At 67.7% G+C, this 24,750-nt stretch carries 25 protein-coding genes; 17 read left to right on the forward strand and 8 right to left on the reverse strand.

Going from position 1 to position 24,750, the window contains the following annotated elements:
• Positions 1–2 precede the first annotated feature (2 nt).
• The 7 genes from ABIE51_RS10180 (at position 3) to ABIE51_RS10210 (ending at position 7,220) form a co-directional block, all read left to right on the forward strand.
• A complete protein-coding gene (locus tag ABIE51_RS10180) occupies positions 3–1,754 on the forward strand; it encodes a cellulase family glycosylhydrolase (protein WP_192630623.1) in 1,752 nt (583 codons plus the stop codon).
• Between the two features lie 133 nt (positions 1,755–1,887).
• The gene (locus tag ABIE51_RS10185) at positions 1,888–2,739 is read left to right on the forward strand and encodes an STAS domain-containing protein (protein WP_192630624.1); all 852 of its coding nucleotides are present in this window, start codon (positions 1,888–1,890) and stop codon (positions 2,737–2,739) included.
• Position 2,740: 1 nt separating this feature from the next.
• On the forward strand, positions 2,741–3,103 hold the full coding sequence (locus ABIE51_RS10190) for an STAS domain-containing protein (protein WP_115842181.1): 363 nt from the start codon (positions 2,741–2,743) through the stop codon (positions 3,101–3,103).
• A gap of 4 nt (positions 3,104–3,107) precedes the next feature.
• Positions 3,108–3,503 carry an anti-sigma regulatory factor gene (locus ABIE51_RS10195; RefSeq protein WP_181902772.1) on the forward strand — a complete coding sequence of 132 codons (396 nt, stop codon included), beginning with the start codon at positions 3,108–3,110 and terminating at the stop codon, positions 3,501–3,503.
• Positions 3,494–4,471 (forward strand): SpoIIE family protein phosphatase, encoded by a 978-nt coding sequence (locus ABIE51_RS10200; protein WP_192630625.1) that lies wholly within the window; start codon positions 3,494–3,496, stop codon positions 4,469–4,471. Before ABIE51_RS10195 ends, ABIE51_RS10200 begins: the two co-directional genes overlap by 10 nt.
• A 2-nt stretch (positions 4,472–4,473) precedes the next feature.
• The gene (locus tag ABIE51_RS10205; RefSeq protein ID WP_192630626.1) at positions 4,474–5,331 is read left to right on the forward strand and encodes a sensor histidine kinase; all 858 of its coding nucleotides are present in this window, start codon (positions 4,474–4,476) and stop codon (positions 5,329–5,331) included.
• Complete coding sequence (locus ABIE51_RS10210) at positions 5,331–7,220, forward strand: hybrid sensor histidine kinase/response regulator (RefSeq protein WP_192630627.1); 1,890 nt, start codon at positions 5,331–5,333, stop codon at positions 7,218–7,220. Before ABIE51_RS10205 ends, ABIE51_RS10210 begins: the two co-directional genes overlap by 1 nt.
• 1 nt (position 7,221) lies before the next feature.
• Here the strand turns inward: ABIE51_RS10210 and ABIE51_RS10215 are convergent, their stop codons facing one another.
• Positions 7,222–7,740: a gluconokinase gene (locus ABIE51_RS10215; protein WP_192630628.1), complete on the reverse strand. Its 519-nt coding sequence runs from the start codon at positions 7,738–7,740 to the stop codon at positions 7,222–7,224.
• 125 nt (positions 7,741–7,865) lie between these two features.
• On the opposite strand from ABIE51_RS10215, the gene ABIE51_RS10220 reads away from it, so the two are divergent.
• Positions 7,866–8,732: an SDR family oxidoreductase gene (locus ABIE51_RS10220; protein WP_192630629.1), complete on the forward strand. Its 867-nt coding sequence runs from the start codon at positions 7,866–7,868 to the stop codon at positions 8,730–8,732.
• A 9-nt stretch (positions 8,733–8,741) separates the two neighbouring features.
• Here the strand turns inward: ABIE51_RS10220 and ABIE51_RS10225 are convergent, their stop codons facing one another.
• Genes ABIE51_RS10225 through ABIE51_RS10235 form a run of 3 tightly spaced genes read right to left on the reverse strand, consistent with a single transcriptional unit; the run spans position 8,742 to position 10,852 of the window.
• Positions 8,742–9,590, reverse strand: coding sequence for an NAD(P)H-hydrate dehydratase (locus ABIE51_RS10225; RefSeq protein WP_192630630.1), 849 nt, complete (start codon positions 9,588–9,590; stop codon positions 8,742–8,744).
• On the reverse strand, positions 9,587–10,351 hold the full coding sequence (locus tag ABIE51_RS10230) for a histidine phosphatase family protein (protein WP_502913283.1): 765 nt from the start codon (positions 10,349–10,351) through the stop codon (positions 9,587–9,589). Before ABIE51_RS10230 ends, ABIE51_RS10225 begins: the two co-directional genes overlap by 4 nt.
• An 18-nt stretch (positions 10,352–10,369) precedes the next feature.
• Complete coding sequence (locus ABIE51_RS10235) at positions 10,370–10,852, reverse strand: pyridoxamine 5'-phosphate oxidase family protein (protein ID WP_192630631.1); 483 nt, start codon at positions 10,850–10,852, stop codon at positions 10,370–10,372.
• A gap of 273 nt (positions 10,853–11,125) precedes the next feature.
• Between ABIE51_RS10235 and ABIE51_RS10240 the strand changes: the two genes are divergently transcribed.
• From ABIE51_RS10240 to ABIE51_RS10250, 3 genes are read left to right on the forward strand one after another with little or no spacing between them, the layout of a single operon-like run.
• Positions 11,126–11,647, forward strand: coding sequence for a hemerythrin domain-containing protein (locus ABIE51_RS10240; protein WP_192630632.1), 522 nt, complete (start codon positions 11,126–11,128; stop codon positions 11,645–11,647).
• A 20-nt stretch (positions 11,648–11,667) separates the two neighbouring features.
• A complete protein-coding gene (locus ABIE51_RS10245; protein WP_192630633.1) occupies positions 11,668–12,165 on the forward strand; it encodes a hypothetical protein in 498 nt (165 codons plus the stop codon).
• Between the two features lie 10 nt (positions 12,166–12,175).
• Entirely contained in the window at positions 12,176–12,631 is a 456-nt protein-coding gene (locus tag ABIE51_RS10250; protein ID WP_192630634.1) for a DUF421 domain-containing protein, read from the forward strand.
• 54 nt (positions 12,632–12,685) lie between these two features.
• Here ABIE51_RS10250 and ABIE51_RS10255 read toward each other — a convergent pair whose 3' ends face one another.
• The 3 genes from ABIE51_RS10255 to ABIE51_RS10265 form a co-directional block, all read right to left on the reverse strand.
• A complete protein-coding gene (locus tag ABIE51_RS10255) occupies positions 12,686–14,200 on the reverse strand; it encodes an FAD-dependent oxidoreductase (protein WP_192630635.1) in 1,515 nt (504 codons plus the stop codon).
• A gap of 104 nt (positions 14,201–14,304) precedes the next feature.
• The gene (locus tag ABIE51_RS10260; protein WP_192630636.1) at positions 14,305–16,587 is read right to left on the reverse strand and encodes an amylo-alpha-1,6-glucosidase; all 2,283 of its coding nucleotides are present in this window, start codon (positions 16,585–16,587) and stop codon (positions 14,305–14,307) included.
• A gap of 92 nt (positions 16,588–16,679) precedes the next feature.
• Positions 16,680–17,057: a sensory rhodopsin transducer gene (locus ABIE51_RS10265; protein WP_192630637.1), complete on the reverse strand. Its 378-nt coding sequence runs from the start codon at positions 17,055–17,057 to the stop codon at positions 16,680–16,682.
• Positions 17,058–17,143: 86 nt separating this feature from the next.
• On the opposite strand from ABIE51_RS10265, the gene ABIE51_RS10270 reads away from it, so the two are divergent.
• The 5 genes from ABIE51_RS10270 (at position 17,144) to ABIE51_RS10290 (ending at position 22,745) form a co-directional block, all read left to right on the forward strand.
• Positions 17,144–18,103, forward strand: coding sequence for a TIGR03885 family FMN-dependent LLM class oxidoreductase (locus ABIE51_RS10270; protein ID WP_192630638.1), 960 nt, complete (start codon positions 17,144–17,146; stop codon positions 18,101–18,103).
• A gap of 100 nt (positions 18,104–18,203) precedes the next feature.
• On the forward strand, positions 18,204–20,606 hold the full coding sequence (locus tag ABIE51_RS10275; protein ID WP_354503986.1) for a hybrid sensor histidine kinase/response regulator: 2,403 nt from the start codon (positions 18,204–18,206) through the stop codon (positions 20,604–20,606).
• Between the two features lie 84 nt (positions 20,607–20,690).
• Positions 20,691–21,608 carry a LysR family transcriptional regulator gene (locus ABIE51_RS10280; RefSeq protein ID WP_192630640.1) on the forward strand — a complete coding sequence of 306 codons (918 nt, stop codon included), beginning with the start codon at positions 20,691–20,693 and terminating at the stop codon, positions 21,606–21,608.
• 143 nt (positions 21,609–21,751) lie between these two features.
• Positions 21,752–22,462: an SDR family NAD(P)-dependent oxidoreductase gene (locus ABIE51_RS10285; RefSeq protein ID WP_192630641.1), complete on the forward strand. Its 711-nt coding sequence runs from the start codon at positions 21,752–21,754 to the stop codon at positions 22,460–22,462.
• A 49-nt stretch (positions 22,463–22,511) separates the two neighbouring features.
• Entirely contained in the window at positions 22,512–22,745 is a 234-nt protein-coding gene (locus ABIE51_RS10290) for a tautomerase family protein (RefSeq protein ID WP_192630642.1), read from the forward strand.
• Between the two features lie 189 nt (positions 22,746–22,934).
• Here the strand turns inward: ABIE51_RS10290 and ABIE51_RS10295 are convergent, their stop codons facing one another.
• On the reverse strand, positions 22,935–23,849 hold the full coding sequence (locus ABIE51_RS10295) for a LysR family transcriptional regulator (protein WP_354504859.1): 915 nt from the start codon (positions 23,847–23,849) through the stop codon (positions 22,935–22,937).
• Positions 23,850–24,019: 170 nt separating this feature from the next.
• Between ABIE51_RS10295 and ABIE51_RS10300 the strand changes: the two genes are divergently transcribed.
• Positions 24,020–24,412, forward strand: coding sequence for a RidA family protein (locus ABIE51_RS10300; RefSeq protein WP_192630644.1), 393 nt, complete (start codon positions 24,020–24,022; stop codon positions 24,410–24,412).
• Positions 24,413–24,750: the final 338 nt, after the last annotated feature.

Below are 24,750 nucleotides of genomic sequence, written 5' to 3' on the forward strand. Positions count from 1 at the left end.
GCATGGGCGCGTTGCGGAAGGCCGGCGCCGTCCCGATCCGTCGCCGTCGTGTCGCGCGCGTTGCGGTGTGGTTGCTGGCGGCCTTCAGCGCGTTCGCGACGACGCCGTCGATGGCGGGCGGTTTCCTTCGCGCCGACGGCACGCGCATCGTCGACGAGCGCGGTGAACCGGTGATCCTGCGTGGCGTCGGCCTCGGTGGCTGGATGCTGCAGGAAGGCTACATGCTGGAGATGCCCGGCGCGGGCACGCAGCGTTCGATCCGCGCGCGCATCGTTGATCTCATCGGCGAAGCGAAGGCCGAGGCGTTCTACCAGGCCTGGCGCGACAACCACGTCAACAAGGCCGACATCGATGCGCTGGCCGCGTGGGGCTTCAACCACGTGCGCCTGCCGATGCATTACGCGCTGTACACCGCGCCCGTGTCGGAAGAACCAATGCCGGGGCAGCAGACGTGGCGCGAGGAAGGCTTCCGCCGCACCGACGAACTGCTGTCGTGGCTGAAGGCCAACGGCATGACCGTCGTGCTCGATCTGCACGCCGCGCCGGGCGGGCAGGGCAACGACGTCAACATCGCCGATCGCGATCCCGCTGCGCCCTCGCTGTGGGACGACGCCGCGAACCGCGACAAGATGGTCGCGCTGTGGCGTCGCCTGGCCGAACGTTACAAGGACGAACCGGCTGTCGCCGCGTACGACATCCTCAACGAGCCGAACTGGGGCTTCCATGACGCGGCCGACCGCAACGGCTGCAAGGAATCCGGCAACGCTCCGCTGCGCGAACTGCTGGAGCGGACCACGCGCGCGATCCGCGAAGTCGACACGCGCCACATCGTCATCATCGAAGGCAACTGCTGGGGCAACAACTACCGCGGCGTGCTCGACGCGGGTCCGTGGGACGACAACCTCGTCGTCAGCTTCCACAAATACTGGAACGGCACGGGGCGCGACAGCATCGCAGAGCTGCTGGCGCTGCGCGATCGCTGGAAGTTGCCGCTGTACCTGGGCGAAACCGGCGAGAACTCGAACGACTGGTACGCGCGAACGGTGGCGCTCGCGGAAGGCGAGGGCATCGGCTGGGCCGCCTGGCCGCTGAAGAAGATCCGCTACAACAATCCGCTGCAGATCGAGCCCAATGCGGGATACGCGCAACTGCTGGCGTACTGGGCCGGCAATGGCAAGCGGCCGACAGCCGACGAGGCGGAGCACGCGCTCATGACGCTGGCCACGCGCGACATCCGCTTCGAACACAACCTTGTCCACCCCGATGTCGTCGATGCCTGGCTGCGTGCGCCGCATGAGGACCGTGCGGTCCCCTTCCGCGACCATCGCATCGCCCACGACGGCGGCATCGTGGCCGCCGTGGATTTCGACATGGGACGTGACGGAGTCGCGTACCACGACACGAATTCCGCGAACGAGAGCGGAAGGCCGCGCGTCGACTGGAATCCCGCCAAGGGCTATCGCAACGATGGCGTCGACCTCGCACGCGACGCGAGCGGCTGGCGCGTCGTCGACATGCAGCCCGGCGAATGGATGCAGTACTCGATCGCGGTCGATCGCGCCGGCACGTACGCGCTGCATCTCGACGGTCGCGGCACCTTGAGGCTCCGTGTCAACAGCACGACGCCGGTCGATCTCCGCGTCGGCGAACCGGCCGACATTCCGCTGCTTGCAGGTCGCAACACGCTCGTCATCGAGGCGCTGGTTCCCGACATGGAGCTTCGCGCCCTGCATTTCTCCGCAGCGTCCAGGTAGGCGCTTACGTTTGCGGATCGCCTGAGACCGGAAAGGGGGGGGGGCATCGGGACCAGATCTCCCGCGAACGTCGCGTCAATGGGACGTATTCGCCGTGTGATAAGGTCTGCGTCCATTTCCCAGGGGGTACCGGATGAACCTGCACGAGCTGTTTCTGACCGAGAAGGACGCGATCCGGTCGGGCTGGATCCAGGAGTTGCAGCGGGTCTCCGGCAACCTTGCCGGCCGGGTCAGCCAGGCCGACCTGATGAAGCGTGCCGACGAGATGAGCGGCCTGCTGGTGCAGGCGCTCCAGTCGTCCGGCGACAACACCGTCGCTACCGTGGACTTCACGATCCTGGACCGCTTCTTCGACGAGTTCGCACGCGATCGCGTGGAGCAGGGCTTCAATTCGGAAGAGACGGCGACGTTCGTCTTCACCCTGAAGCGTCCGTTGTTCGAGCGCATCCAGGCCCGCACGGCGGGTGATGCACAGGCCATGGCGCAGCTGTCGTGGGACGCGACCGAGCTGGTCGACCGCCTCGGCCTGCGCGCGGTGAGCGCGTTCCAGCGCATGCGCGAGGCCGTTATCGAGCGCCAGCAACACGAGCTGCTCGAACTGTCCACGCCCGTGGTGAAGCTGTGGAAGGACGTCCTGGCGCTGCCGATCATCGGCACGCTGGACAGCAACCGCACGCAGATCATGATGGAGACGCTGCTCACGCGCATCGCGGAGACCGAAGCGGCCATCGCGATCATCGACATCACCGGCGTGCCGACCGTGGACACGCTGGTCGCGCAGCACCTCATCAAGACGGTCACCGCGATCCGGCTGATGGGCGCGGACTGCATCATCAGCGGCGTTCGCCCGCAGATCGCGCAGACCATCGTCCACCTGGGCGTGGACCTGGGCGAGGTGACCACCAAGGCGAACCTCGCCGACGCGCTCGCGCTGGCACTGAAGCGCACCGGCGTGCGCGTCGTGTCGGGCGGCGAGGCCGCCTGACATGGAGCGGATCCCGATCCTCCGCATGGGGGACCTGCTGCTCGTGACGATCCAGGTCGATCTCCACGACCAGGTCGCCATGCAGTTGCAGAACGACCTCACCAACGAGATCGAACGCATCAACGCCAAGGGCGTGGTGATCGACATCTCCGCGCTGGAGATGGTGGATTCCTTCATCGGGCGCCTCATCGCCGACACCTCATCGATGGCCCGTGTGCTGGATGCCGAGACCGTCGTGGTCGGCATGCGCCCGGCGGTGGCGATCACGCTGGTCGAGCTGGGCGTGGCGATGCCGGGCGTGCGCACCGCGCTCAATGTCGAGAAGGGCATGGCGTTGCTGATGCAGTCGCGGCGGGAGGACTGATCCGGTGACGTCCGGAACGATGCCGCTCCGCAGCGAACAGGACATCGTGTCCGCGCGCCAGGCCGTGCGGAAATGGTGCGTGGAGCTCGGCTTCTCGCTGGTGGACCAGACCAAGATGGTCACCGCCGCGAGCGAGCTCGCGCGCAACACGCTGATCTACGGCGGTGGCGGCGAGATGCAGTGGTCGCACGGTGCGCAGGCCGCCCGCCGCACCCTGACGCTCACCTTCGCCGACGAAGGCCCGGGCATCCCCGACCTCGACCTCGCGCTGACCGATCGCTGGACCTCCGGAAACGGGCTCGGGCTCGGCCTGTCCGGCGCCAAGCGCCTGGTCCAGGAATTCAACATCGATACCCGACCCGGAGCCGGCACGCGCGTCACCATCAGCCGATGGAAATGATCCGCGACGGCGGCCTCTGGCGTCACACGGAAATCGACGACGCCACGCAGGTCGGGGCCGCGCGCCGGCAGGTGGCGCTCGCGTGCGCCGACGCCGGCGTCGCCGACGAGCTGACCGGCAAGGCGCTGATCGTGGCGGTCGAACTGGCGACGAACCTGCACAAGCACGCGCGCCGCGGCGTGTTGTTCGTCAAGGCGGCGTCTGCGCAGACAATCGACCTGGTGTCGGTCGATCACGGCCCCGGCATGGACCTGCAGCAATGCTTCGTCGACGGGTTCTCGACCAGCCACACCCACGGCACCGGCCTGGGCGCGGTGCGTCGGCTGTCGGCGGCGTTCGACGCGTATACCGATCCTTCGGGCAGCGTCGTGTTCGCGCGCGTGGGCGTCGTCCCGGCGGGGCTGGAATACGGCTCGCTGGCCGTTGCGATCCGCGGCGAATCGGTCAGCGGCGATCAGTGGGCGCTGCGCGCGGACGAGGGCGGCTGGACGCTGGTGATGGCGGACGGCCTCGGCCACGGCCCGCAGGCGCACGAGGCCTCGGCGTTCGTCGGACCGATCGCCGACATCGACACCTCGCCTTCGCTGCAGCTGCAGCGGGCGAACGACCTCAGTCGCGGAACGCGCGGCAGCGCTGCGGCGGCATTGCGTTGTCGCACCGCACAGGCCGCGCTCGAGTACGCGTCGGTCGGCAACCTGCATTGCGTGGTGCAGCGGCGCGAGCAGGCGCAGGTGCTGCCCGGACAGAACGGCACCGTCGGCGGCGCGTTCCCTGCGGTGAAGCAGCAGCAGGTCGCGGTGGAACCGCGGGGACTGGTCGTCGTGCACACTGACGGCCTGAGCGGGCGCTGGTCGCTGGATCGTTACCCCGGCCTTCGCATCCGGCACCCGCAGGTCGTCTGCGGCGTGTTGTTCCGCGACTGCAATCGACACCGCGACGACGCCACGGTCGTCGCCATCCGGAGTTGACCATGGGCGGAACCGAAGAGGAACTGGCCAACGCTCAGCGCGAGATCGCCATGCTGCGCGAGGAGCTGGCCGAGACGAACCAGGGCGTGCTGGCGCTATACGCCGAACTCGACGACAAGGCCGAGGAACTGCGGCAGGTCTCGGACCTGAAGAGCCGGTTCCTTTCCTACATGAGCCACGAATTCCGCACGCCGCTGGTGTCGATCCAGAGCATGGCGCGCCTGCTGCTGGAGCGCTTCGACGGCCCGCTGTCGGAGGAGCAGGAGCGCCAGGTCGCCTTCATCCAGTCCTGCTCGGCCGAGATGAGCGGGATGGTCGACGACCTGCTGGACCTCGCGAAGGTCGAGGCCGGACGCATCACGATCTCGCCGGACTGGTTCGAGCTGATCGACCTGTTCGCGGCGCTGCGCGGCATGTTCAAGCCGATCGCGACCTCCGCCGCCGTGGAGGTGGTGTTCGAGGAACCCGAGGGCGTGCCGGCGCTGTTCTCCGATAACCAGAAGGTCGCGCAGATCCTGCGCAATTTCATATCGAATGCGCTGAAGTTCACCGAGGCGGGAACCATCACCATTTCGGCACGCTCCGAACCCGACAATCACGTCCGTCTCTCCGTCGCCGACACCGGACCCGGGATCGCCGAGCATGACCTTCCCAACCTCTTCGTCGAGTTTTCCCAGGTGCGTTCGCTGAGGACGCCCGCCTGGCGCGGGACCGGGCTCGGGTTGTCGGTCTGCAAGCGGTTCGCCGAACTGCTCGGCGGCCGGGTCGAAGTGGAAAGCCGCCTCGGCGAGGGCTCGGTGTTCTCGGTCGTCCTGCCGGTCAAGGGGCCTGTGGAGGAACTGGCGGAGCCCGCCGAATGATGGCGAACGCGCACCTGCTGGATCGCCCGGTACTGCTCGTCGACGACACCAACGCGACGCGATACGCGACGCGACGCATGCTCACCGCCAATGGAATGGAGGTGATCGAGGCGGTCACCGGCGAGGAAGCGCTGCGGCTCGCATCGGGCTGCGATGCGGTCGTGCTCGACGTGAACCTGCCCGACCTGGATGGGTTCGAAGTGTGCCGCCGGCTGCGTGCCGATCCGGCCACGCAGTCGCTGCCGGTGCTGCACCTCAGCGCGCAGCACATGCAGGACTCCGACAAGGTCGTCGGCCTGGAGGCCGGCGGCGACGCCTACCTGACGCACCCGGTGGGTGCCGGCGTGCTGGTGGCGACGATCAACGCGCTCGTGCGCGCACGCAAGGCCGAACGGGCGCAGATGAGCCTGCGTGCCCAGCTGGCCTCGGTCATCGATAGCGCGCCGGTCGCCATCGCGGTGTTCAACGCCGCGGGCGAACTGACGCTCGGCAACGACGCGTTCCGCGACTACGCCGGTTCGCTCTCGGTCGAGCAGCGAGCGCTGCCGGAATTCCTGTCGGCCTCCTTCCACGCCGTGCGCGGCGGCAGCGGACCGCTGCGCGGCACCGCGACGCTGGAACGACCGGGACGTCCCACGGCGTTCATGGAATGGCGCGTGGGCCTGGTGGACGAGGAAAGCGTCGTCGTGGTGCTGGCCGACCGCACGGTCGAGCACACCCTGGGCCTGGAACGCGAGAGCCTGCTCGCACGCGAGCGCGCGGCACGCTCCGAGGCCGAGACCGCATATCAGACCAAGGACGCCTTCCTCGCGCTGGTCTCGCACGAGCTGCGCAATCCGCTGAACACGATCTCGATGTGGTCCTCGATGCTGCAGCGCCCCGATGCGCGCGTGCACCTGGACCAGGGCCTCACGGCGATCGAGCGCAGCGCGCACCTGCAGGCGCGCCTGCTCGGCGACCTGCTGGACGTCGCGCGTGCCAGTTCCGGCAAGCTGACGGTCACCACGACGCCGACGGATCTCGCCGCGGTGTTGCGCGACGTGGTGGCGTCGGTCGACGAGATGGCGGCGCAGCGCCAGATCGCCATCGAGACGGACATCGACATCCCGTACGCGGTGCTCGGCGACGCCCCGCGCCTGCACCAGATCGCGTGGAACCTGCTGTCCAACGCGATCAAGTTCTCCGAACCGGGCGGCGTGGTGAAAGTCACCCTTGCCGACGAAGACGGTCACGCCGTGCTGTCGGTGCACGACGACGGCGTCGGCTTCGATCCGGACGATGCGACGCTGCTGTTCGAACGGTTCCGCCAGGCCGCGCATTCGCGACCGTCCAGCGCGGGCGGACTGGGCCTGGGGCTGTCGATCGTGCGCGAACTGGTGCTGCTCCACGGCGGCACGGTGACCGCCTGGAGTCCCGGCCTCGGGCAGGGCGCGCGCTTCGACGTGCGCATTCCGCTCACGCACGCGCATGCCGACGAACAGGCGACGGCCAGCCCGGCTGCACTGTCGGCGCGCGACATCCTGGTCATCGAGGATGAGGTCGAAACCCGCCGGCTCATGAAGCTCGCGTTCGAGGAGCACGGCGCGACGGTCCGCGACGTGGGGTCGGCCGAGCTCGCGCTGAACCTGCTCGGCGAGCGGCGCTTCGACCTGATCGTGTCCGACGTCGGCCTGCCGTTCATGGACGGGTTCTCGCTGATGCAGACCTTGCGTCGCACCGAAGGCCCGAACCGGGACGCGCCCGCCATCGCGGTGACCGCCTACGCGCGCGATACCGATGTGGAGCGCAGTCGCGAAGCCGGGTTCGATGCGCACGTCAGCAAGCCGGTCGACATCGCCGGCCTGCTGCGGCGCGTGGCCACGCTGCTTTCCGAACGCGGCGGCGCGTAGGTCAGGGCGGGGGCGACGCGTCGAGCGATGCGATCGCGCGTTCCAGCACCTGCGCGGGCGTTCCGCCGACTTCGACGCGGATGACGTCCGCCTCGCCGACGGGCTCTTCCAACGCTTCGTACTGGCTGGCGAGCAGGGCAGCGGGCATGAAGTGGCCGAGCCGGCTTTCGAGCCGCCCGGCGACCGTGGCAGGCGGCGCATCCAGATAGACGAAGCGCATCGGCACGCCGCAGTCGCGCAGGCGTTGGCGATGGGTCGCGCGCAGCCCGGAAAACGCCAGCACGCTCGACGATCCGCGCGATGCGAGCGCGCGCAGCTGCCGCCCAAGCTCGGCGACCCACGGCTCGCGCTGCGCGTCCATCAACGGCACGCCCGCGGCCATCTGCGCCTTCGCGTCGTCGGCGTGGAAATCGTCCGCGTCGAGGAACACGTACCCGTAATGGCGGGCGAGCCCGAGCGCGACCGTGCTCTTTCCGCTGCCGGCCACGCCGATGACCACGATCGCGTTTGCATGAGGCATTGCGCTTGTCGCTCCCGCGTGGTGGTTGCGCGTAAAGGCCACGTGTCCGACAGGGCCTGCTTCCTTCTCGTCGGCTTACGCGCGAACCGGAATAGTCGGGTGACCCATCAACACGAACCAGACCCATGACCGTACCCGATTATCCGCGTCCTCCGTTCAAACCCCAGCAACAGTCCTTCCCCGGCAAGACCGACAAGATGGATCCGCGCCCCGATCATGGCGAGGACAGCTATGTCGGCCACGGACTGCTTGCCGGCAAGAAGGCGCTGATCACCGGCGGCGACAGCGGCATCGGTGCCGCCGTGGCGATCGCATTCGCGCGCGAAGGCGCGGACGTGGCGATCGTGCATCTTCCGACCGAAGAGAAGGACGCCCAGCGCATTCTTGAACTCGTGAAGAAGGCGGGCGTGGACGGCGTCGCGCTAGCCTGCGACATCAGCGATCCGGAGCTCGCGGCGAAGACCGTCGAGTCGGTCGCCGAGCGCTTCGGTCGGATCGACGTGCTCGTGAACAACGCGGCGTACCAGAAGTATTACGAGTCGATGGAGGAGATCACGCTGGATGAGTGGACGAAGCACTTCAACACCAACGTGCACGCGCCATTCAACCTCGTCCGCCTCGCGCTGCCGCATATGCAGGAAGGCGCTTCCGTGATCAACACCGCGTCGGTGCAGTCGAAGAAGCCGTCGCCGAACATCCTGCCGTACGCCGCGACCAAGGGCGCCATCGCGAACATGACCGTCGGCCTGGCGGGACTGCTCGCCGAGAAGAAGATCCGCGTGAACGCCGTGCTGCCCGGACCGATCTGGACGCCGTTCATTCCCGCCGGCATGGCGCCGGAAGAAGTCGAAACGTTCGGCGAACAGACTCCGTTCAAGCGTCCCGGCCAACCCGTCGAACTGGCGTCGGCCTACGTCATGCTCGCGGCGGACACGTCGAGCTATACGTCGGGCGCGCTGCTGACGGTGTCGGGCGGCGCCGCGACCCTGTAATCGCAATCGCTACTGGCCGGCATGCTCCCGGAGCAGGGCGGGGAGCATCGCCGGCAGATCGCGCGCGAGCAGTCCGACATCGGCGACGTCACGTTCGAACCGGCGTCCTGCGAGTCCGTGCAGGTACACGCCCCACTGCGCGGCGACGAGCGGATCGGCGCCGCGGGCCGCCAGTCCGCCGATGATGCCCGCAAGCACATCGCCCGAACCCGACGTCCCCAGCGCGATGCTGCCGCCGGTGTGCACCCAGGCGCTTTTTCCATTCGCGCTGACATGCGTGGTCGCGCCCTTCAGCACGACGATGCATCCGGTCTGAGCGCTGTAGCGTTGGGCGACCTGCGCCGGTTCCTTCTCGATTTCCTCGATCGGCAGGCCGGTGACGGAGGCCATTTCGCCGGCGTGCGGGGTCACGATGCATCGCGCGGTCGCCCCTTCGATCGCTTCCACCGCGCTCAGCGCGCCGGCGTCGAGCACGAGCGTTCCGCGGGATTCGCGCGCCAGCGCGCCGACGATCTCCAGCCACTGCGGAGTAGGGTCGCAACCCGGCCCCACGATCAAGGCATCCGCTCGCCGCGCCGCTTCGAGCAACGCGTCGCTCGCGATCGCAATGTCGCCGTTCGCCGTTTCTTCCAGCGAGATCACCCGTGCTTCCGGCATCGCGATGCCGAGCTGCCGCGCGACCGACGCCACCGTCGCGAACTGCAGCTTTCCCGCGCCCACGCGCAACGCGGCCATGCCGGCGAGCAGCACGGCGCCGGGAATCTCCGCGGAGCCGCCGATGACCAGAACGCGGCCACGGCCTTCCTTCCCGGCCGTTTCGTCCACCGGCGGCAGCGGGAATTCGGGCTTGTTGGTCACTTCGGCCCCACCGGACGGTCGGGCGCACGCGTGACGGCGGCTTCCTCCACCAGCTCGGGCGCGACGAAATTGGCGCGCTGCAGGCAGAAGCGCGCCTCGTCGCCCGCACCGCTGAGCGCATATTCGGTGACGCCGCAGTTGGGTACGTCGGCCTTCGCGTCGATCGCGAGGATGGTCTGCTCGTCCATGCATTCGAGCAGGTAACGGAAGCAGTTCACGATCACCTGGTGCGCGACGATGATGACGCGATCGCCGACGTGGTCGCGACGCAGCACCTCGACGACGCTGCGCAGGCGGAGGATGACGTCGCACCAGCTCTCGCCGCCGGGCGGACGGAAATAGAACTTGCCCACGCGCCTTCGCTGTTCGGCAAGTTCGGGGAAGGTCTCGATGATGCCGCGCGTGGTGTAGCGGTCGAGTACGCCGAATTCCTTCTCGCGAAGTCGCTCGTCCATGCTGATCTCGTCCGGATCCTTGCCGAGCGCGTTCGCGATCGCGCGGCAGGTATCCATCGAACGTACGAACGGCGAGCTGTAGTAGCAGGTCGGCCGCAGTTCCGGCGGCTGCGACGAGAACCAGTGGGCGAGGGCCTCGGCCTGCTGCTGGCCCAGCTGCGACAGCGGCGTGTCCGCGTCGCGCGTCTGGATGTCGATCAGACCCAGGCCGCGCGCTTCGGCGTCATCGCGCGCGGCGTTGCCGGCGCTCTGGCCATGCCGCACGATCCACAGGCGCTCGGGCCAGTCGGAATGCTTCAGGCTCAAGATCGGCGGCCTCCGCGATCAGAGATCGACCTTCGCCACCTTGTCGTCGTAATCCTGTTTTGGATCGCGACCCATCAGCAGCTTGAGGCCCGCCACGAGGCTGTGCTCGTTCAGCCAGATCTCCGCTTCGGCCGGCGTGAAGCGCAGCAGGATGAGTTTGGGGTCGTCCTTGCCGCCTTCGTACCACGCGGCGATGAACGCGTTCCAGAGGCGATCCACCACGTCGCGGTCGAGGATGGTCTGCACGGTGCCGCCGATCGTCGCGAACAGTTCGTGGCCCTTGGACGCGAACGCGCAGAACGCGGGCGTGGGCGCGGCCGCCCGCTGGGCCAGTTCGTTCTCGGTCGAGGTGAAGAACCAGATCTCGCCCGGCGTCTGCTTGTCGAGCAGCGCGGTCATCGGGCGCGAATGGCCGGCGGGATCGGAGGTGAGCCCGAGCATCACGGTGCGATCGGATTCGATGTGGTCCCACAGCTTTCGCTCGAACTTGCGGTCGTCCATTTCGATGCCTGCCTGAATGAGTTCACGACACGCTACGAAACGGGCGGTGGGAGAGCGGTGAACGCGCGAGAACGCGCCGCTGCTGCACGCGCGACAACCCCGCGACTTCGATCAACGTGGACGATGCGGCCGCACCAAGCTCATCCATAACGTCGATCGCGATCGTCGATCGCGCGTTGTCGTCGAGAAGTCGTGACGATCACAACGTCCACGCGACATCCACCGGCGAATTGCGATGTTGCAGGAACCCACCACATCGGCAGGCGACAAACAATGGCACGAGACATCCTGAAGACCCTCAAGGCCGAGCACGACGAACTGCGCGAGCTCTTCGCCGAACTCAAGGAAACCACCGACCGCGGCGTCAAGAAGCGCGAAGGGCTCCTCGAGAAGATCGAGGCCTCGCTGCTTCCGCACGCGAAGTGGGAGGAGAAGGTGTTCTACCCCGCATTCAAGGAACGCGCCGACCGCGACGGCATCCAGACCTACGCCGAGGCGTTGACCGAGCACCACGCGGTGGAGAACACCGTGATTCCGGAAGTCCACGCGGCAGATCCGGGCACTCCCGAGTTCGCCGGTCGCACCAAGGTGTTCGGCGAGTTCATCGACCACCACGCCAAGGAAGAAGAAAAGACCATGTTCAAGATGGCGCGCGAACTGTTCACGGCGGAAGAGCGCGCCCAGCTCGACGAGGACTACGAGGAATGGAAACAGTCCGACGCCGCGGCCGCGCTGATCGCCGGCGAAAAGGCGAAGGCGGGCGTCAAGGGCGCCGTGAAGTCGATGACCCAGTAAGTCGGGCAGGGACGCTGCCGATGACAGGGACGAACGAGGATTTCGACAAGGTAATGCGCCATCACCGCAAGGCCTGGCGCGTCGAGCGGATCGCGTGGTTCGTCATCGCGCTCACGCTGGCTGCTGCGCTGTTCGGCGCATTCGGCGGTGGCGTGCTCAGCGAGGCGCAGGTCGGCTCCAGGCAGACGGTCACGATCGAGTACGACCACCTGCTGCGTTCGAGCGCTCCGTCGCTGATGCGCTTCCACGTGCACCCATCGCTTCGCCGAGACGGTGCAGTGCGGTTGCGCATCGATCGCTCGATCGTGTCGCGGATGGAGATCGAGTCGATCGTGCCCCAGCCGCTGAGCCAGGCCAGCGGCGCGGACTACACCGAGTTCGTCTTCGACGTGGCGCATGGCGAGTCGCCGGCGATCATCGACCTGCGTTACCGGCCGTCGACCTTCGGCCGGATGCGCGGCGAAGTATCGATCGCCGGCGAACACGCGCTGGTGATCGACCAGTTCGTCTACCCATGAGGAGGCCATCATGGAATCCGTGATCCGCGGCATGACGATCTACATCTTCCTGTGGCTGATCTTCCGCATTTCCGGAAAGCGCACGTTGGCGGAGACGTCGCCGTTCGAGCTGATCCTGCTGCTCATCATCTCGGAAGTGACCAACGAGGCCATGGTCGACAGCGACCACTCGATCACCAACGCCATCCTGCTGATCATGACGCTGACGGGCATGAGCATCGCGCTGTCGGTGGTGAAGCACTACTGGCCGTGGGCGAGCCGCGTGCTGGAAGGCATGCCGCTTCCGCTGGTACGCGATGGCAGGATGCTGAAGGAAAACATGGACAAGTCGCGCGTGGACGAGGAGGAGATCCTGATGGCGGCCCGCCACACGCAGGGCATCGACCGGATGGAAGACATCAAGGACGCGACCGTGGAGAACGACGGAAACATCTCCGTCATTCCCCGTTCGAAACAGGACGGCTGATCGGGGGCGCTGCGTCCTCCGCCATCTGCGTCGATGGCGGAGGACCGTAGCGCGTCAGCGTGGATCGAGCTCCATCGGCGCGAGCGGCTCGCTGGTCGGACCGTTGAGGATCGCGCCGCTCTCGCCGTCGAAGCGCGAGCCGTGGCATGGGCAATCCCAGGATTTCTCCTCGCCGCTCCAGCGCACGACGCAGCCCATGTGCGGGCAGCGCGCGTTGTACGTATGCAGCCGGCCGTCGCCGCTGCGATAGCAGGCGATGCGATGCGCGCCACGACGCAGCACGGCGCCGGTGCCCAGCGGAATCCGCTGCGGATCGTCGACGTCGGCCGGCCGCACCCAGTCGCGGAACTGGAGCGCGGCGTTGGCGTTCTCGCGTATCCATTCGCCCGCGCTGCGCACGGGCTTCCGCGACGGGTCGTAGAGCGCTTCCCACGGGTTGTCGCGCCCCTGCGCGATGTCGGCGATGAGCAGCGCCGCGAGCGTGCCATGCGTCAGGCCGTTGCCCGAGTCGCCGGTCACCAGGTAGACGTTCTCGTGATCGGGATCGCGGCCGATGAAGGCGAGGCCATCGACCGGCTCGATGATCTGGCCCGACCAGCCATGCGTGAAGTGCGTGGCGCCGGGGAAGTGTTCGCGCGTCCACGCCTGCAGTCGGACATAGGCTTCCGGATCGTCGTCCTGACCGGTCTTGTGGTCCTCGCCGCCGACGATGATCTTCGCCACGCCGTCTTCGTCCACGTATTTGCGGATGTAGTGGTACGGGTCGGCGTCGTCCCAGATCAGCGCATCGGGCAGGTCCGCGGGCGCGTCGCCCGACACGACGTACGAACGGTACGCCGCCTGCTTCATGTACGTCGCGCCAGTTTCATGCACCGGTACGTTCGTCGCCGCCACGACCGTCTTCGCCTTCAGTTCGCCATTCCGCAGCGAAATGGTGCAGGGCGAGCCGCCCTTGATGTCGACGATCTCCGCGCGCAGGAAACGACCGCCGGCCTCGCGGACTTCCGCGGCAAGCACCTGGATGTAGCGTCCGACGTCGACGACCGCCTGGCGCTCGAAACGCACCACCGGGCCGAACGAGGCGGGCAAGGCGTCGCTTGCCTGCAGGAGCGTTGCGCTGAGGCCCGCCGCGTTGGCGGCCTCGACTTCCTTCCCCAGGTTCGAGGCATCGCGATCGTGTGCGAACAGATAGCCCGGCACGCGGGCGAAGCCGCAATCCTTGCCGCTGGCCTCGACGACCGCCTCGATCCAGTCGATCGCCGCCGCGTGACTCGCCGCCGCCAGTCGCGCGCCGTCATCACCGTGCTGGCGTACCAGCCGGTAATAGCGGTCGTCGAGCGCGTTGGACAGATGGGCCGACGTGCGCAGCGTTTCACCCGCACCGATGCCTTCCTTGTCGATGACAACGACCTTGCGGCCTTCGCGCAGCAGGCAGAGTGCCGCGCTGAGCCCCGCGATGCCGGCGCCTACGACTACGACATCCAGCGCGTGCGAATCGAGGTCGGTGACGAACCACTTCGACAGGTCGTCAGCGTTCTTCCAGACGGGAATGGTGCGTGCGGTGGTCATCCGGTTCTCCAGTGAACGGTCGTTGCGTCTTACCTCGCCCTCCGGCAAACCGCGGTGAAGCCACCCGCGTGCACGCCGCGTAGACGGCGCGTCAGGTGGTCGCGTCAGGTAAATCGCGACGCCACGTCGTCCAGCGGCGCGAACACATCGCGCCACGTGGTGACGGCCCGGACGACGGAGAGCTTTCCGTCCATCTCGAGGACCTCGAACTGCGTGGTTCCCGCGGCGTCGCGCCAGAACCGCAGCGAGACGCTTGCCGCGCCGACACGGAGGGCGCGCACCGACAGCTCCGGCAGCCACGTGGGCAGATGCGGATCCAGGAGGAGCAACCCGAGCGGCGCGAACGGCTGCATGCCCAGCAGCGTCTGCGTCAGGGTGATCGCCGTGCTGGCCGACCATGCCTGCGGCGAATTCGACTGCGGATACGTGGCCGGAAACGGATGCGCCTTGTCGCGCGCGTGTCCGCTGAAGCATTCGGGCAATCGGTACTGATCGAACGCCGAGGCGATCTCGAACTGCGCGCGTGCGATCTGCTCCACGCGATCGTGCGCGCCGTGGCGCTGGCAGCCCATCGCGAACGGCCCGTGTTCGACCGGCCACACCGTGCCGCGGTGATACGCGTACGGGTTGTAGGCCGGATGATCGCTGGACAGCGTGCGGATGCCCCAACCGCTGAACAGATCGGGCGCGAACGAGCGTTCGAGCAGGCGCGGGATGCGCTCGTCCTCGACGATGCCCGAGCCCACGCAGCGCAGGCCGTTCGAACCTACGGAGCGGACCAGATGGCCGTCGCGCGCCAGCGCCATCGCGAACGAGCCAATGTCGTCCATCCAGAAGGTTGCATCGAAGCGAGCCTTCAAAGCTTGCGCCGCGGCGCGTTGCCGCTTCGCCTCGTCGTCGTGTCCGAAGGACTCCAGGATCTGCGCCATCGCGTGCCGGGCCGCGTGGATGATGCCTTGCTCCTCGCACGTCGCGACCGGATGTTCCGCCGTGCGTCCGTCCTCTTCGACGATGCCTTCGTCCGAGTCCTTCCACGTCTGGTTCTTCAGGCCGTCCTTCGATCGCGTCGCGACGAGATGAAATCCGAGCTTCTCGTCGAACGCATGCGTGTCGAGCCACTCCAGCGCCGCCATCGCGGGTTTGATCATCGGCTCGACGGCGTCGCGATCGCCCGTCCATTGCCACAGATGGCCCAGCGCCGTGCAGAACAGGGCAGGGGCGGTGAGCGTGCCGTAATAGCGGTCCTTGGGCTTGTACTGCAGCATCGACAGCGGGCCGGGATGCGCTTCGTGCAGGATGCGGCCCGGCTGTTCGTCGCGCCATGCGTTGTCCTTGGTGCCTTGCCACTCCGCCATCACCGGAAGCGTGCCGCGCAGGATCTCCGGCCCGAGCATCGCGCTCTGTTGCGCGGTGGTCAGCGTGTCGCGGCCGAACAGCGCGACGTACATCGGCAGGCCCGCCGCGACCGTCCACGCGCGCGGGCCGCGATCGAAGCGTTGCAGGCGCAATGCCGCGAGGTCATGGCGGGCGCGATTGAGCGTGCTGTCGACCACGCCGGCCAGCGTTTCGTGATCCAGCGCCTCGACCTTAGTCGCTTCGCGCAGGAACTCCATGCCGCGCCGCCTGGACTCGATGCCATCGAGCTCGTTGTCGCGGATCGGAAGCGGCAGGATCTCGTCGCCGAAGCGCGCGCACCAGTCCAGGTCGGCATGCCAGCTGGCGCCGGGCGCGAGGTCGATGTCGAACTGGACGCGCCCGGCGCGGTGTTTCGGCGAGCCGGACGACGTCTCGATCCGCAGCGTCATGCCCGCATCGAAACGCAGGTGATGGCGCTTGCCCTCACGACGGACGTCGCGCGTGGCCACGTAATCGAACGTCAGAGCTGCGACGTTTCCGTCTCGTTTCCAGTGTCGCTTTCGCGTTCCTTCCTGTTGCCGTGGCCCGTGCGTCTCCTCGATGTCGGCGAAGTCGGCGTCGATCTCCAGCGTCATCCGAAGCTGCGCCGGCGACTGCGTGAAGTTGGTCAGCACGAAATGCTCGCGCATGCCATCGCCGACCCAGCGCGAGACCTGCAGCTCCACGGCCTGTTGCGCGGCCGCGGCGATCGCATCATCGCCGACGGGTTCGCCGGGCGCGGGCACGATGTAGTAGCCCATCCAGCTGTCCTGCCGCACGTTCGACTTGGTGACCGGATGCGGACGTCGTCGGCCGAGCTGGCAGCGGTAGCGGCTGAGCAGCCGCGTCTGTCGGACGAAAAGACCTTCCTCTCCGCCTTCTATAAAACCGGAAGCTCCGGTCGCCAGTACCGTATCGCCCTTGCTGATGTACGAAGCGTGCTCTCGAACGCGCAGTCGTATCAGGCTGCGCTCAATCGAAAATGCGTCCATGGATCCGATTCTTCCGACGCCTGCGTGACGCTGGTGTCCAGCAACGCCGATCAAGCGCAACGTTGGCGCGGGATCCGTGACGAGCGACGCGGTCAGCCTTGCCCGAAGGCAATCGTGCTCATCAGCGCGTTCTCGGCCTGGCGCGAGTCCAGTCGCGTGTGCTGTACCACGATGGGAACGTCGGACGAGATCACGCTCGCGAACGGCGTCTCCTTCGCGATGGGCTCGGGGTCGTCGAGCTCGTTGAAGCGGAGGTGCCGCGTGCGACCGGCCTTCACCGTCAGCGTGTAGGGGCCGACGGGATCGCGATCCTCGTAATACACGTGGATGCGAACGTGCGCATCGCGGTCAGACGCGTTCAGGATGCAGCACGTCTCGTGGCTTTCCAGTGCGGGCTTGGGCCCGTTGCTCCAGCCCGGTATGTAGCCTTCGGCAATCGCCCAGGTCGTATGACCGATCTTCGTATCCATGGCGACGATCTAGCACGCGCGTCGAAAAGACGGCGTCATCGCGCCGGCTCGTCACGATGTTCACGCGCGATCGGTACGCTCGCCCTATGACCCGCATCGGCTTCCACGCATCGCACGAACAGTTCCCGCCCGGCGAGCTCCTGCGTCTGGCCGCGCACGCCGAGGCCAGCGGTTTCGACGCGGTGATGTGCTCGGATCATTTCCATCCGTGGAGCCGCCGCCAGGGACAGAGCGGCCACGCTTGGACGTGGCTCGGCGCGGCGATGGCGACGACGTCGTGCTCGTATGGCGTGGTGAACGCACCGGTCGGTCGCTATCACCCGGCCGTCATCGCGCAGGCGGCCGCCACGCTCGACGCGATGTTCCCCGGACGTTTCTGGCTGGCGGCGGGCAGCGGCGAGGCATTGAACGAACGCATGGCCGGCCCGTGGCCCGACAAGGAGGAGCGGAACCGACGCCTGCTGGAAGCGGTCGAGGTGATGCGCGCGCTATGGCGCGGCGAGTGCGTCGACCACCAGGGCGCGTTCCGTGTCGACCAGGCCCGTCTGTTCACCCGTCCGGCGAAGCCGCCACTCGTGTTCGTGCCGGCGCTGTCGGAGAAGACGGCGAAGTGGGGCGCGCAATGGGCCGACGGGCTCATCACGGTGAGTCAGCCGCTGGAGAAGCTCCGGCCGATCGTCGAAGCCTTCCGCAACCATGGCGGCGCAGGGAAACCCGTCTACCTGCAGGTGAAGCTGTCGTACGCGGCGGACGACGAGGCCGCGCTGCGCGAGGCGCACGAGCAGTGGGCGACGAACGTGCTCGAGCCGGCGCTGTCGGAGGATGTTGGCACGCCCCAGGCGTACGAGGCGCTCGCGGAGCAGGTCACGCCGCAGCAGGTCGCCAAGGCGGTGCACGTTTCGGCCAGTACGGACCAGCACGTGGAATGGCTGCAGACCTACCTCGACATGGGCTTCGATGCGCTGTACCTGCACAACGTCAGCACGCGGCAGACGGAGTTCATCGATGTGTTCTCGCGGCACGTGTTGCCGCGGCTACGGCGGTGACGACCGAAGAGGTCGCTTGAGGCGGCACCGTGCCCCAGCGTGAAAGCGCCCCCGGCCCGGGTGCAATAATCGAGCGCATTCCGACGCGTCGCGGTGTTCGATGGCCCCTGGCGGCACCCTAGGTTTCCTCGACGCGCCCGGCGAGATGGCGGGCATGATGCGACGCCACGACTGGAGCGGCTCGCCGCTGGGCCCGCCCGACGGCTGGCCGCAGACGTTGCGCAGCGTCGTCGGCCTGCTGCTGCGGTCCCGCTTCCCGATGTTCGTCGCCTGGGGACCCCGCATGGGCTTCCTGTACAACGACGCCTACGTCGAGATCCTGGGCGCCAAGCATCCCTCCGCGCTCGGGCGCGCGTTCGAGGACATCTGGTGGGAGATCTGGGACGACGTGGGCCCGCTCGCGTACCGGGCCTTGCAGGGCGAGGCGACCTACGTCGAGAACTTCCCGCTGATCATGAGCCGCAAGGGCTACGACGAGCCCACGTGGTTCACCTTCTCGTATTCGCCCGTCGCCGATGAGGACGGCACGATCGCCGGCATGTACTGCGTGTGCACCGAGACCACCCGCAGCGTGCTGGCCGAAGCCGCCCGCGACGCGCAGACGCAGCGGCTGAGCACGCTCGCCGAACAGCGGCAGCTCGCGCTGGACGCGGCTGGCCTCGGCTGGTGGCAGTACGACCCGGCGACCGGCATCGTCACGCACGATGAGCGCTACGGGCAGATCTACGGTCTCGACGGCGCGGCCCCGCGCCACGTCGACCAGATCAACCGGCTGCTGCATCCGGACGACGCGCCGCGCCTGTGGGCCGCGGTCGACGCCGCGACCAAGCCCGTCCTGCCGGAGCGTTATGCGGTCGAATACCGGATCCGGCGGCCCGACGGCAACGTGCGCTGGCTCGAAGCCCGCGGCATACCGACCTTCGAAGGCGAGGGCGCGTTGCGCGTCGTGACGAGCTTCGCGGGCACCGTCGCCGACGTGACCGACCGCCGCCTCGCCGAGGAAGTGCTGCGCGAGAACGAAGCGCGCTTCCGCCTGATGGCCGACGCATCGCCCGCGGCGCTCTGGCTCACCGATCCGAGCGGCGTCTGCACGTTCCTCTCCCACCAGTGGTACGAGTTCACCGGCCAGACCGAGGAGGAGGCGCTGGGCCTGGGCTGGACGACGGCAACGCATCCGGACGACGCGGAAGCGGCGCGCGCGGCCTTCATCGAGGCCAACCGCACGCGCAGCGTCCTGAGTATCGAGTACCGCCTGCGCGCGAAGGACGGCACGTACCGCTGGGCGATCGACCTCGGCCGCCCGTGGTATTCGGAGGCAGGCGAATACGCGGGCATGGTCGGCGTGGTGTTCGACATCGACGCGCGCAAGCGTGCCGAGGAGGCGGTGGAGGAGGCGAGCCGGCGCAAGGACCAGTTCCTGGCGACGCTCGCGCACGAACTGCGCAATCCGCTCACGCCCATCTCCAACGCGTTGCAGATCTGGCCGCGCCTGGAAGGCAGGCCCGAGGAAGCCGCCCGCCTGCGCGAGATGATGGGGCGCCAGGTGCGCCAGATGATCCGGCTGATCGACGACCTGCTGGACGTCTCGCGCATCACGCGCGGCAAGATCGAACTGCGCCGGGAGCGGCTCGACCTCGCCGTCGCGATCCGTGGCGCGGTGGAGGCGATGGAGCCGTTCATCGAAAACCATGGCCACGCATTGCGCGTCGTGCTTCCCGCGCAGCCGCTTCATGTCGACGCCGATCTCGGGCGGCTCGTGCAGGTGTTCGGCAACCTGCTGCACAACGCGGCCAAGTTCACGGAACGCGGCGGCCGCATCGAAATCGCGGCCCGTCGCGAATGCGATGCCGCCGTGGTGCGCGTTCGCGACAACGGTTCGGGCATTCCGCGCGAAATGCTCCGCGAGATCTTCGAGATGTTCGCGCAGGCCGACCAGACGCTCGGCCGCCAGCACGGCGGCCTCGGCATCGGCCTGACGCTGGTGGAAACGCTCGTGGCACTGCACGACGGAACCGTCGAAGCGAACAGCGAGGGGCCGGGGCAGGGCAGCGAATTCATAGTGCGCCTCCCGCTTGCCGCCGATGCGGCGACGGGACCATCCGCCATGAGCGGTCGCGACCTGTCGTCGCTGCCATCGCGCCGCGTGCTCGTCGTCGACGACGTGCAGTCCTCGGCCGATACGCTTGCGATGATGCTCTCCTCGATCGGCCAGCAGCCGCTGGCGGTGTACGACGGTGCGGCCGCCCTGCAGCGGTGGAACGACTTCGCGCCCGACGTCGCGTTCGTCGACATCGCGATGCCGGGCATGGACGGCTACGAAGTCGCCCGGCGCGTGCGGGATCTTTTGGGTCCGACGCCGATGCTCGTCGCCCTGACCGGCTTCGGCCAGGACGAGGACCGTCGTCGCGCGCTCGATGCGGGCTTCGACCATCACCTCGTGAAGCCGACGACGATCGACGCGCTGCACGACCTGCTGGCGGCCGGGGCGCCCGCAAGGGACTAAGCGGCGGCGCCTGCCGTCCATGTGCCCGTGATCCGGGCCGTCCGCTCTGGCACGCTTGGCGTCTCCCCACCGGATCCGGCGCCCATGGACCGCATCGAAGCGATGAAGATCTTCATTGCCGCGCTGGACGAGGGCAGCCTCGCCGGCGCGAGCCGCAGGACGGGGCGGTCCGCGGCAGCGGTCAGTCGCGCCGTCGCGTACCTGGAGGCCCACGTCGGCGTCCCGCTATTGCACCGGACTACGCGCTCCATCCGCCTGAGCGAAGCCGGCGAGCGCTACGCGGCCGCGTGCCGGAAGATCCTTGCCGACCTGGACGAAGCCGATCGCCAGGCCGCAGGCGAGCGATCGGTGCCGCGCGGAACGCTGAGCATCAGTTCGACCGTGTTCGTCGGCGTCGAGGTGCTGCGTCCGATCGTCGATGCGTTCATGACCGAATTCCCGACGGTGAACGTGCGCATGTATTTGCTGGAGCGCCCGGTGAACCTGGTCGACGAGGGCATCGACGTGGCGCTTCGCATCACGCACCTGTCCGACTCGACGCTGGTCGCGCAACACATCGGTGAAGCACGGCGCGTCGTCGTCGCGTCGCCGCGCTATCTCGCCACGCATCCGCGTATCGAGGAACCGGGCGATCTATCGCAGCACGCGATCGTCACGATGCAGCACATGGGCCTGGATTCGTGGAGCTTTCCTCCGCCGGAGGGCTCGACGGTGCCGCGTTCGGTCTCGTTCGTACCGAGGCTGGTCGTCAACAACGTGCAGGCGGCGGTGGGTTCGGCCGTGGACGGACACGGCGTGACGCGGCTGCTTTCGTACCACGTCGCGGCACATGTGGAACGCGATGAATTGCGCGTGCTTCTGCCGGAGTTCGAACCGGCCCCGCTTCCCATCAGCCTCGTGTCGCCGTACGGGCGGTTGTCCGTGCCGAAAGTTCGGGCGTTCGTCGACTTCGCCTTGCCGCGGCTGCGGGCGCAGTTCGCCCGCGCCACGCTCGCATCGTAGGAGGCGATTCCACCGTTTCGCGGAAGAATGTCTGCCGGAATGCGTGGATTCGCACGGCCGGGTTGCGTCCCTAGATTGGGCTCCATCGGAAACACGTCGCGTCACGCGGCGGAAACCGATCCCCCCCAATCCGGAGCAACACCATGAGCAGTTCACGCAAGACCGTCATCGTCACCGGCGCCTCGCAGGGCATCGGTGCCGGCCTGGTCCAGGCCTTCCGCGACCGCGATTACCGCGTCATCGCCAACTCCCGTTCGATCAAGCCGTCGTCCGATCCCGACGTGCTCGCCGTCGCCGGCGACATTTCCGACCGCGCCGTCGCGCAGCGCATCGTCGAGGAAGGCCTCGCGCGTTTCGGCCGCATCGACACGCTGGTGAACAACGCCGGCATCTTCACCGCCAAGCCGTTCACGCAGTTCGACGCCGACGATTACGCCAACAACGTGGCGATCAACCTGACCGGCTTCTTCCACATCACGCAGCTGGCCATCGAGCAGATGGAAAAGCAGGGCGCCGGCCACGTGGTCACCATCACCACGAGCCTCACCGACCATGCGATCGACGGCGTGCCGTCGGTGCTCGCATCGCTGACGAAAGGTGGCCTCAATGCGGCCACGAAGTCGTTGGCCATCGAGTACGCCAAGCGCGGCATCCGCGTGAACGCGGTATCGCCGGGCGTGATCCGCACGCCGATGCACGCGCCGGAAACGCACGAATGGCTCGCCGCGCTGCATCCGGTGGCTCGCCTCGGCGAGATCTCCGATGTCACGCAGGCGGTGCTGTTCCTGGAATCGGCGGGCTTCGTCACCGGCGAGATCCTGCACGTCGACGGCGGCCAGAGCGCCGGTCACTGACTTTCACCCGGGGCGGGGAACCCTCGCCCCTTACGACAGGAGCAAGGCAATGCCCATCGTCAACATACAGATCACCCGCGAGGGCTCCGGCCCGGGCCGCGGTGCCGCAACGGCGGAAGAGAAGGCCGCGCTGATCCGCGGCGTCAGCCAGTTGCTGCTCGATGTGCTGGGCAAGCCGCTCGACTCGACGTTTGTCGTGATCGAGGAAGTCCCGCTGGAGAACTGGGGCTGGTACGGCATGCCGGTGCCCGAGCTGCGACGGCGGCGAGCCGAGGAAAAGTGAAGCGCGGGTTCGAGCCCTCTCCCAACGGGAGAGGGTGTCGAATGACGCGCAACGAAGCGGTAACGCTGTCCAACTGTGGGTGACACAGCGCGGTGCTGTTGCTTCAACCTCGAAGGCGAACGCGCCGTTGAAGGTCCGCGCAGTCCAGCCTTCGCCGGAATGACGGACAGCGCAGAGATGGCGTGAGGGTCAAACCCGCCCGCGAGGCGCCTGTATCGCAGGCGCATGCGCCGCCATGAGTTCGACGATCCAGTCGATGAAGACGCGCAGCTTCCGGCTCACGTGGCGGCTCGGCGGAAAGGCGACGTACAGCGGCATCGGATCGAGTTGCCAGTCGTCGAACAATGCAACCAGCTCGCCGCGTTCGAGCGGTGTGCGCGCCATGTACTGCGGAAGCCACAGCACGCCGAGGCCGGCGATTCCCGCCGCGAGGTAGGCGTTTCCGTCGTCCACCGACAGGTCGTGACGTCCCCGCACCTGCAGCGTCTCGTCGCTGCGGCGGATTGAGTGCGCCAGCGGCGCGCCGGTGCGCGAGCTGCGATATCCGATGACCCGATGGTGGCCGTCCTCCAGCTCCCGCGGATGTGTGGGCGTGCCTGCGCGCGCAAGGTAGGCGGGCGCGGCGTAGACGCCCAGGAGCAGGTCGGCCACGTGTCTTGCCCGGAGCGAGGGCTCGGTGATCTCGCCGCCGCGCACGACGCAGTCGACGTTCTCGTCGATGAGATCCACCTTGCGGTCGCTCGCGCCGAGGTCGAGTTGCAGATCGGGAAACCGCGCATGGAAGGCGGGCAGGGCGGGCACCACGATGTGGCTCGCCAGCGGCGCGGGCACGTCGACGCGCAGGCGACCGCGCGGCGCATGCGAAGCCGCCGACAGGCTGGTCTCGGCATCGTCCAGGTCCGCGAGCAGCCGCACGACGCGCTCGTAGTACGCCGCACCGTCGGCGGTGACGTTGACCTTGCGCGTGGTGCGATGGAGCAGCTTCACGCGCAGGTGCGCTTCCAGCTGCTGCACGAGCTGCGTCACGCGCGTCTTGCTGGCCTGCAGCGTTTCCGCGGCCCGGGTGAAGCTGCCCGTCTCGACCACGCGGACGAACGCCTGCATTGCGTCGATACGGTCCAATGCGGGTCTCCAACGGGCCGGGGATTGTTTGGATTCTACAAACAGTGATCGCGGAATCGGCGTGTTTATCGTCAAACGGCCGGTACCTAGAGTGGTCGGCACGCCGGACGACGCTGCGTCGTCCACCACGAACACGGCACAGGAGATCCCCCATGACACCCCGCGACGCTGTTTTCCCCGAAGGTCGGCACGAGCTGTACACGAAACATGCGTATTCCGCGGCGATCAGGTCGGGCAACCTGCTGTTCGTCTCCGGACAGGTGGGAAGCCGCGACGACGGCTCGCCCGAGCCCGAATTCGAAGCGCAGGTCCGGCTGGCATTCGCAAATCTGCAGGCGACACTGAAGGCCGCCGGATGCGGGCTCGATGACATCGTCGACGTTACGAGCTTCCACACCGATCCGCAGCGCCAGTTCGATACGGTGCTTGCCGTGAAGAACGAGGTGTTTCCGAAGGCGCCTTATCCGAACTGGACGGCGCTCGGCGTCAACTGGCTCGCCGGCTTCGACTTCGAGATCAAGGTCATCGCGCGTATTCCGGCCTGATGCGCCGTGGGCGGAGCGCGGCCCATCCGCGCCTCCGCTCCGATAGACTCCTCGCGCGGCTTTGAACCAACTCCGACGCTGGTCCGGCGAGGCGAAACCACCATGTGTCCACGCTCGCGCAGTGCGTTGATGCGGCTTGCCATCGTCGTACTCGCACTTGCGCCCGTGGCATGCCGATCGCCCGCAGTGTCGCGCCCTCATGTCGAGTGCTGCTCCCCGCAGCTTCAGCCGGCGACGGTGGAAGCTCACGAAGACGCCGCGCGGGCGTGGGCGAAGTCCGCTCGCCGCGCGTCCGCGCCGGCAGCCGCCGGACGAGCGTCGTTGCTTTGCGCCGCACA

The organism is Lysobacter sp. OAE881 (genome assembly GCF_040546665.1).
GTDB classification, from domain to species: Bacteria; Pseudomonadota; Gammaproteobacteria; order Xanthomonadales; family Xanthomonadaceae; genus Lysobacter_J; species Lysobacter_J soli.

What these genes read in the sequence shown, in the direction of transcription:
- ABIE51_RS10180 (WP_192630623.1), top strand. Translation starts at nt 3, where the DNA reads ATGGGCGCGTTGCGGAAGGCCGGCGCCGTCCCGATCCGTCGCCGTCGT.
- ABIE51_RS10185 (WP_192630624.1), top strand. Translation starts at nt 1,888, where the DNA reads ATGAACCTGCACGAGCTGTTTCTGACCGAGAAGGACGCGATCCGGTCG.
- ABIE51_RS10190 (WP_115842181.1), top strand. Translation starts at nt 2,741, where the DNA reads ATGGAGCGGATCCCGATCCTCCGCATGGGGGACCTGCTGCTCGTGACG.
- ABIE51_RS10200 (WP_192630625.1), top strand. Translation starts at nt 3,494, where the DNA reads ATGGAAATGATCCGCGACGGCGGCCTCTGGCGTCACACGGAAATCGAC.
- ABIE51_RS10205 (WP_192630626.1), top strand. Translation starts at nt 4,474, where the DNA reads ATGGGCGGAACCGAAGAGGAACTGGCCAACGCTCAGCGCGAGATCGCC.
- ABIE51_RS10210 (WP_192630627.1), top strand. Translation starts at nt 5,331, where the DNA reads ATGGCGAACGCGCACCTGCTGGATCGCCCGGTACTGCTCGTCGACGAC.
- ABIE51_RS10215 (WP_192630628.1), bottom strand. Translation starts at nt 7,740, where the DNA reads ATGCCTCATGCAAACGCGATCGTGGTCATCGGCGTGGCCGGCAGCGGA.
- ABIE51_RS10220 (WP_192630629.1), top strand. Translation starts at nt 7,866, where the DNA reads ATGACCGTACCCGATTATCCGCGTCCTCCGTTCAAACCCCAGCAACAG.
- ABIE51_RS10235 (WP_192630631.1), bottom strand. Translation starts at nt 10,852, where the DNA reads ATGGACGACCGCAAGTTCGAGCGAAAGCTGTGGGACCACATCGAATCC.
- ABIE51_RS10240 (WP_192630632.1), top strand. Translation starts at nt 11,126, where the DNA reads ATGGCACGAGACATCCTGAAGACCCTCAAGGCCGAGCACGACGAACTG.
- ABIE51_RS10245 (WP_192630633.1), top strand. Translation starts at nt 11,668, where the DNA reads ATGACAGGGACGAACGAGGATTTCGACAAGGTAATGCGCCATCACCGC.
- ABIE51_RS10250 (WP_192630634.1), top strand. Translation starts at nt 12,176, where the DNA reads ATGGAATCCGTGATCCGCGGCATGACGATCTACATCTTCCTGTGGCTG.
- ABIE51_RS10255 (WP_192630635.1), bottom strand. Translation starts at nt 14,200, where the DNA reads ATGACCACCGCACGCACCATTCCCGTCTGGAAGAACGCTGACGACCTG.
- ABIE51_RS10260 (WP_192630636.1), bottom strand. Translation starts at nt 16,587, where the DNA reads ATGGACGCATTTTCGATTGAGCGCAGCCTGATACGACTGCGCGTTCGA.
- ABIE51_RS10265 (WP_192630637.1), bottom strand. Translation starts at nt 17,057, where the DNA reads ATGGATACGAAGATCGGTCATACGACCTGGGCGATTGCCGAAGGCTAC.
- ABIE51_RS10270 (WP_192630638.1), top strand. Translation starts at nt 17,144, where the DNA reads ATGACCCGCATCGGCTTCCACGCATCGCACGAACAGTTCCCGCCCGGC.
- ABIE51_RS10275 (WP_354503986.1), top strand. Translation starts at nt 18,204, where the DNA reads ATGGCCCCTGGCGGCACCCTAGGTTTCCTCGACGCGCCCGGCGAGATG.
- ABIE51_RS10280 (WP_192630640.1), top strand. Translation starts at nt 20,691, where the DNA reads ATGGACCGCATCGAAGCGATGAAGATCTTCATTGCCGCGCTGGACGAG.
- ABIE51_RS10285 (WP_192630641.1), top strand. Translation starts at nt 21,752, where the DNA reads ATGAGCAGTTCACGCAAGACCGTCATCGTCACCGGCGCCTCGCAGGGC.
- ABIE51_RS10290 (WP_192630642.1), top strand. Translation starts at nt 22,512, where the DNA reads ATGCCCATCGTCAACATACAGATCACCCGCGAGGGCTCCGGCCCGGGC.
- ABIE51_RS10295 (WP_354504859.1), bottom strand. Translation starts at nt 23,849, where the DNA reads ATGCAGGCGTTCGTCCGCGTGGTCGAGACGGGCAGCTTCACCCGGGCC.
- ABIE51_RS10300 (WP_192630644.1), top strand. Translation starts at nt 24,020, where the DNA reads ATGACACCCCGCGACGCTGTTTTCCCCGAAGGTCGGCACGAGCTGTAC.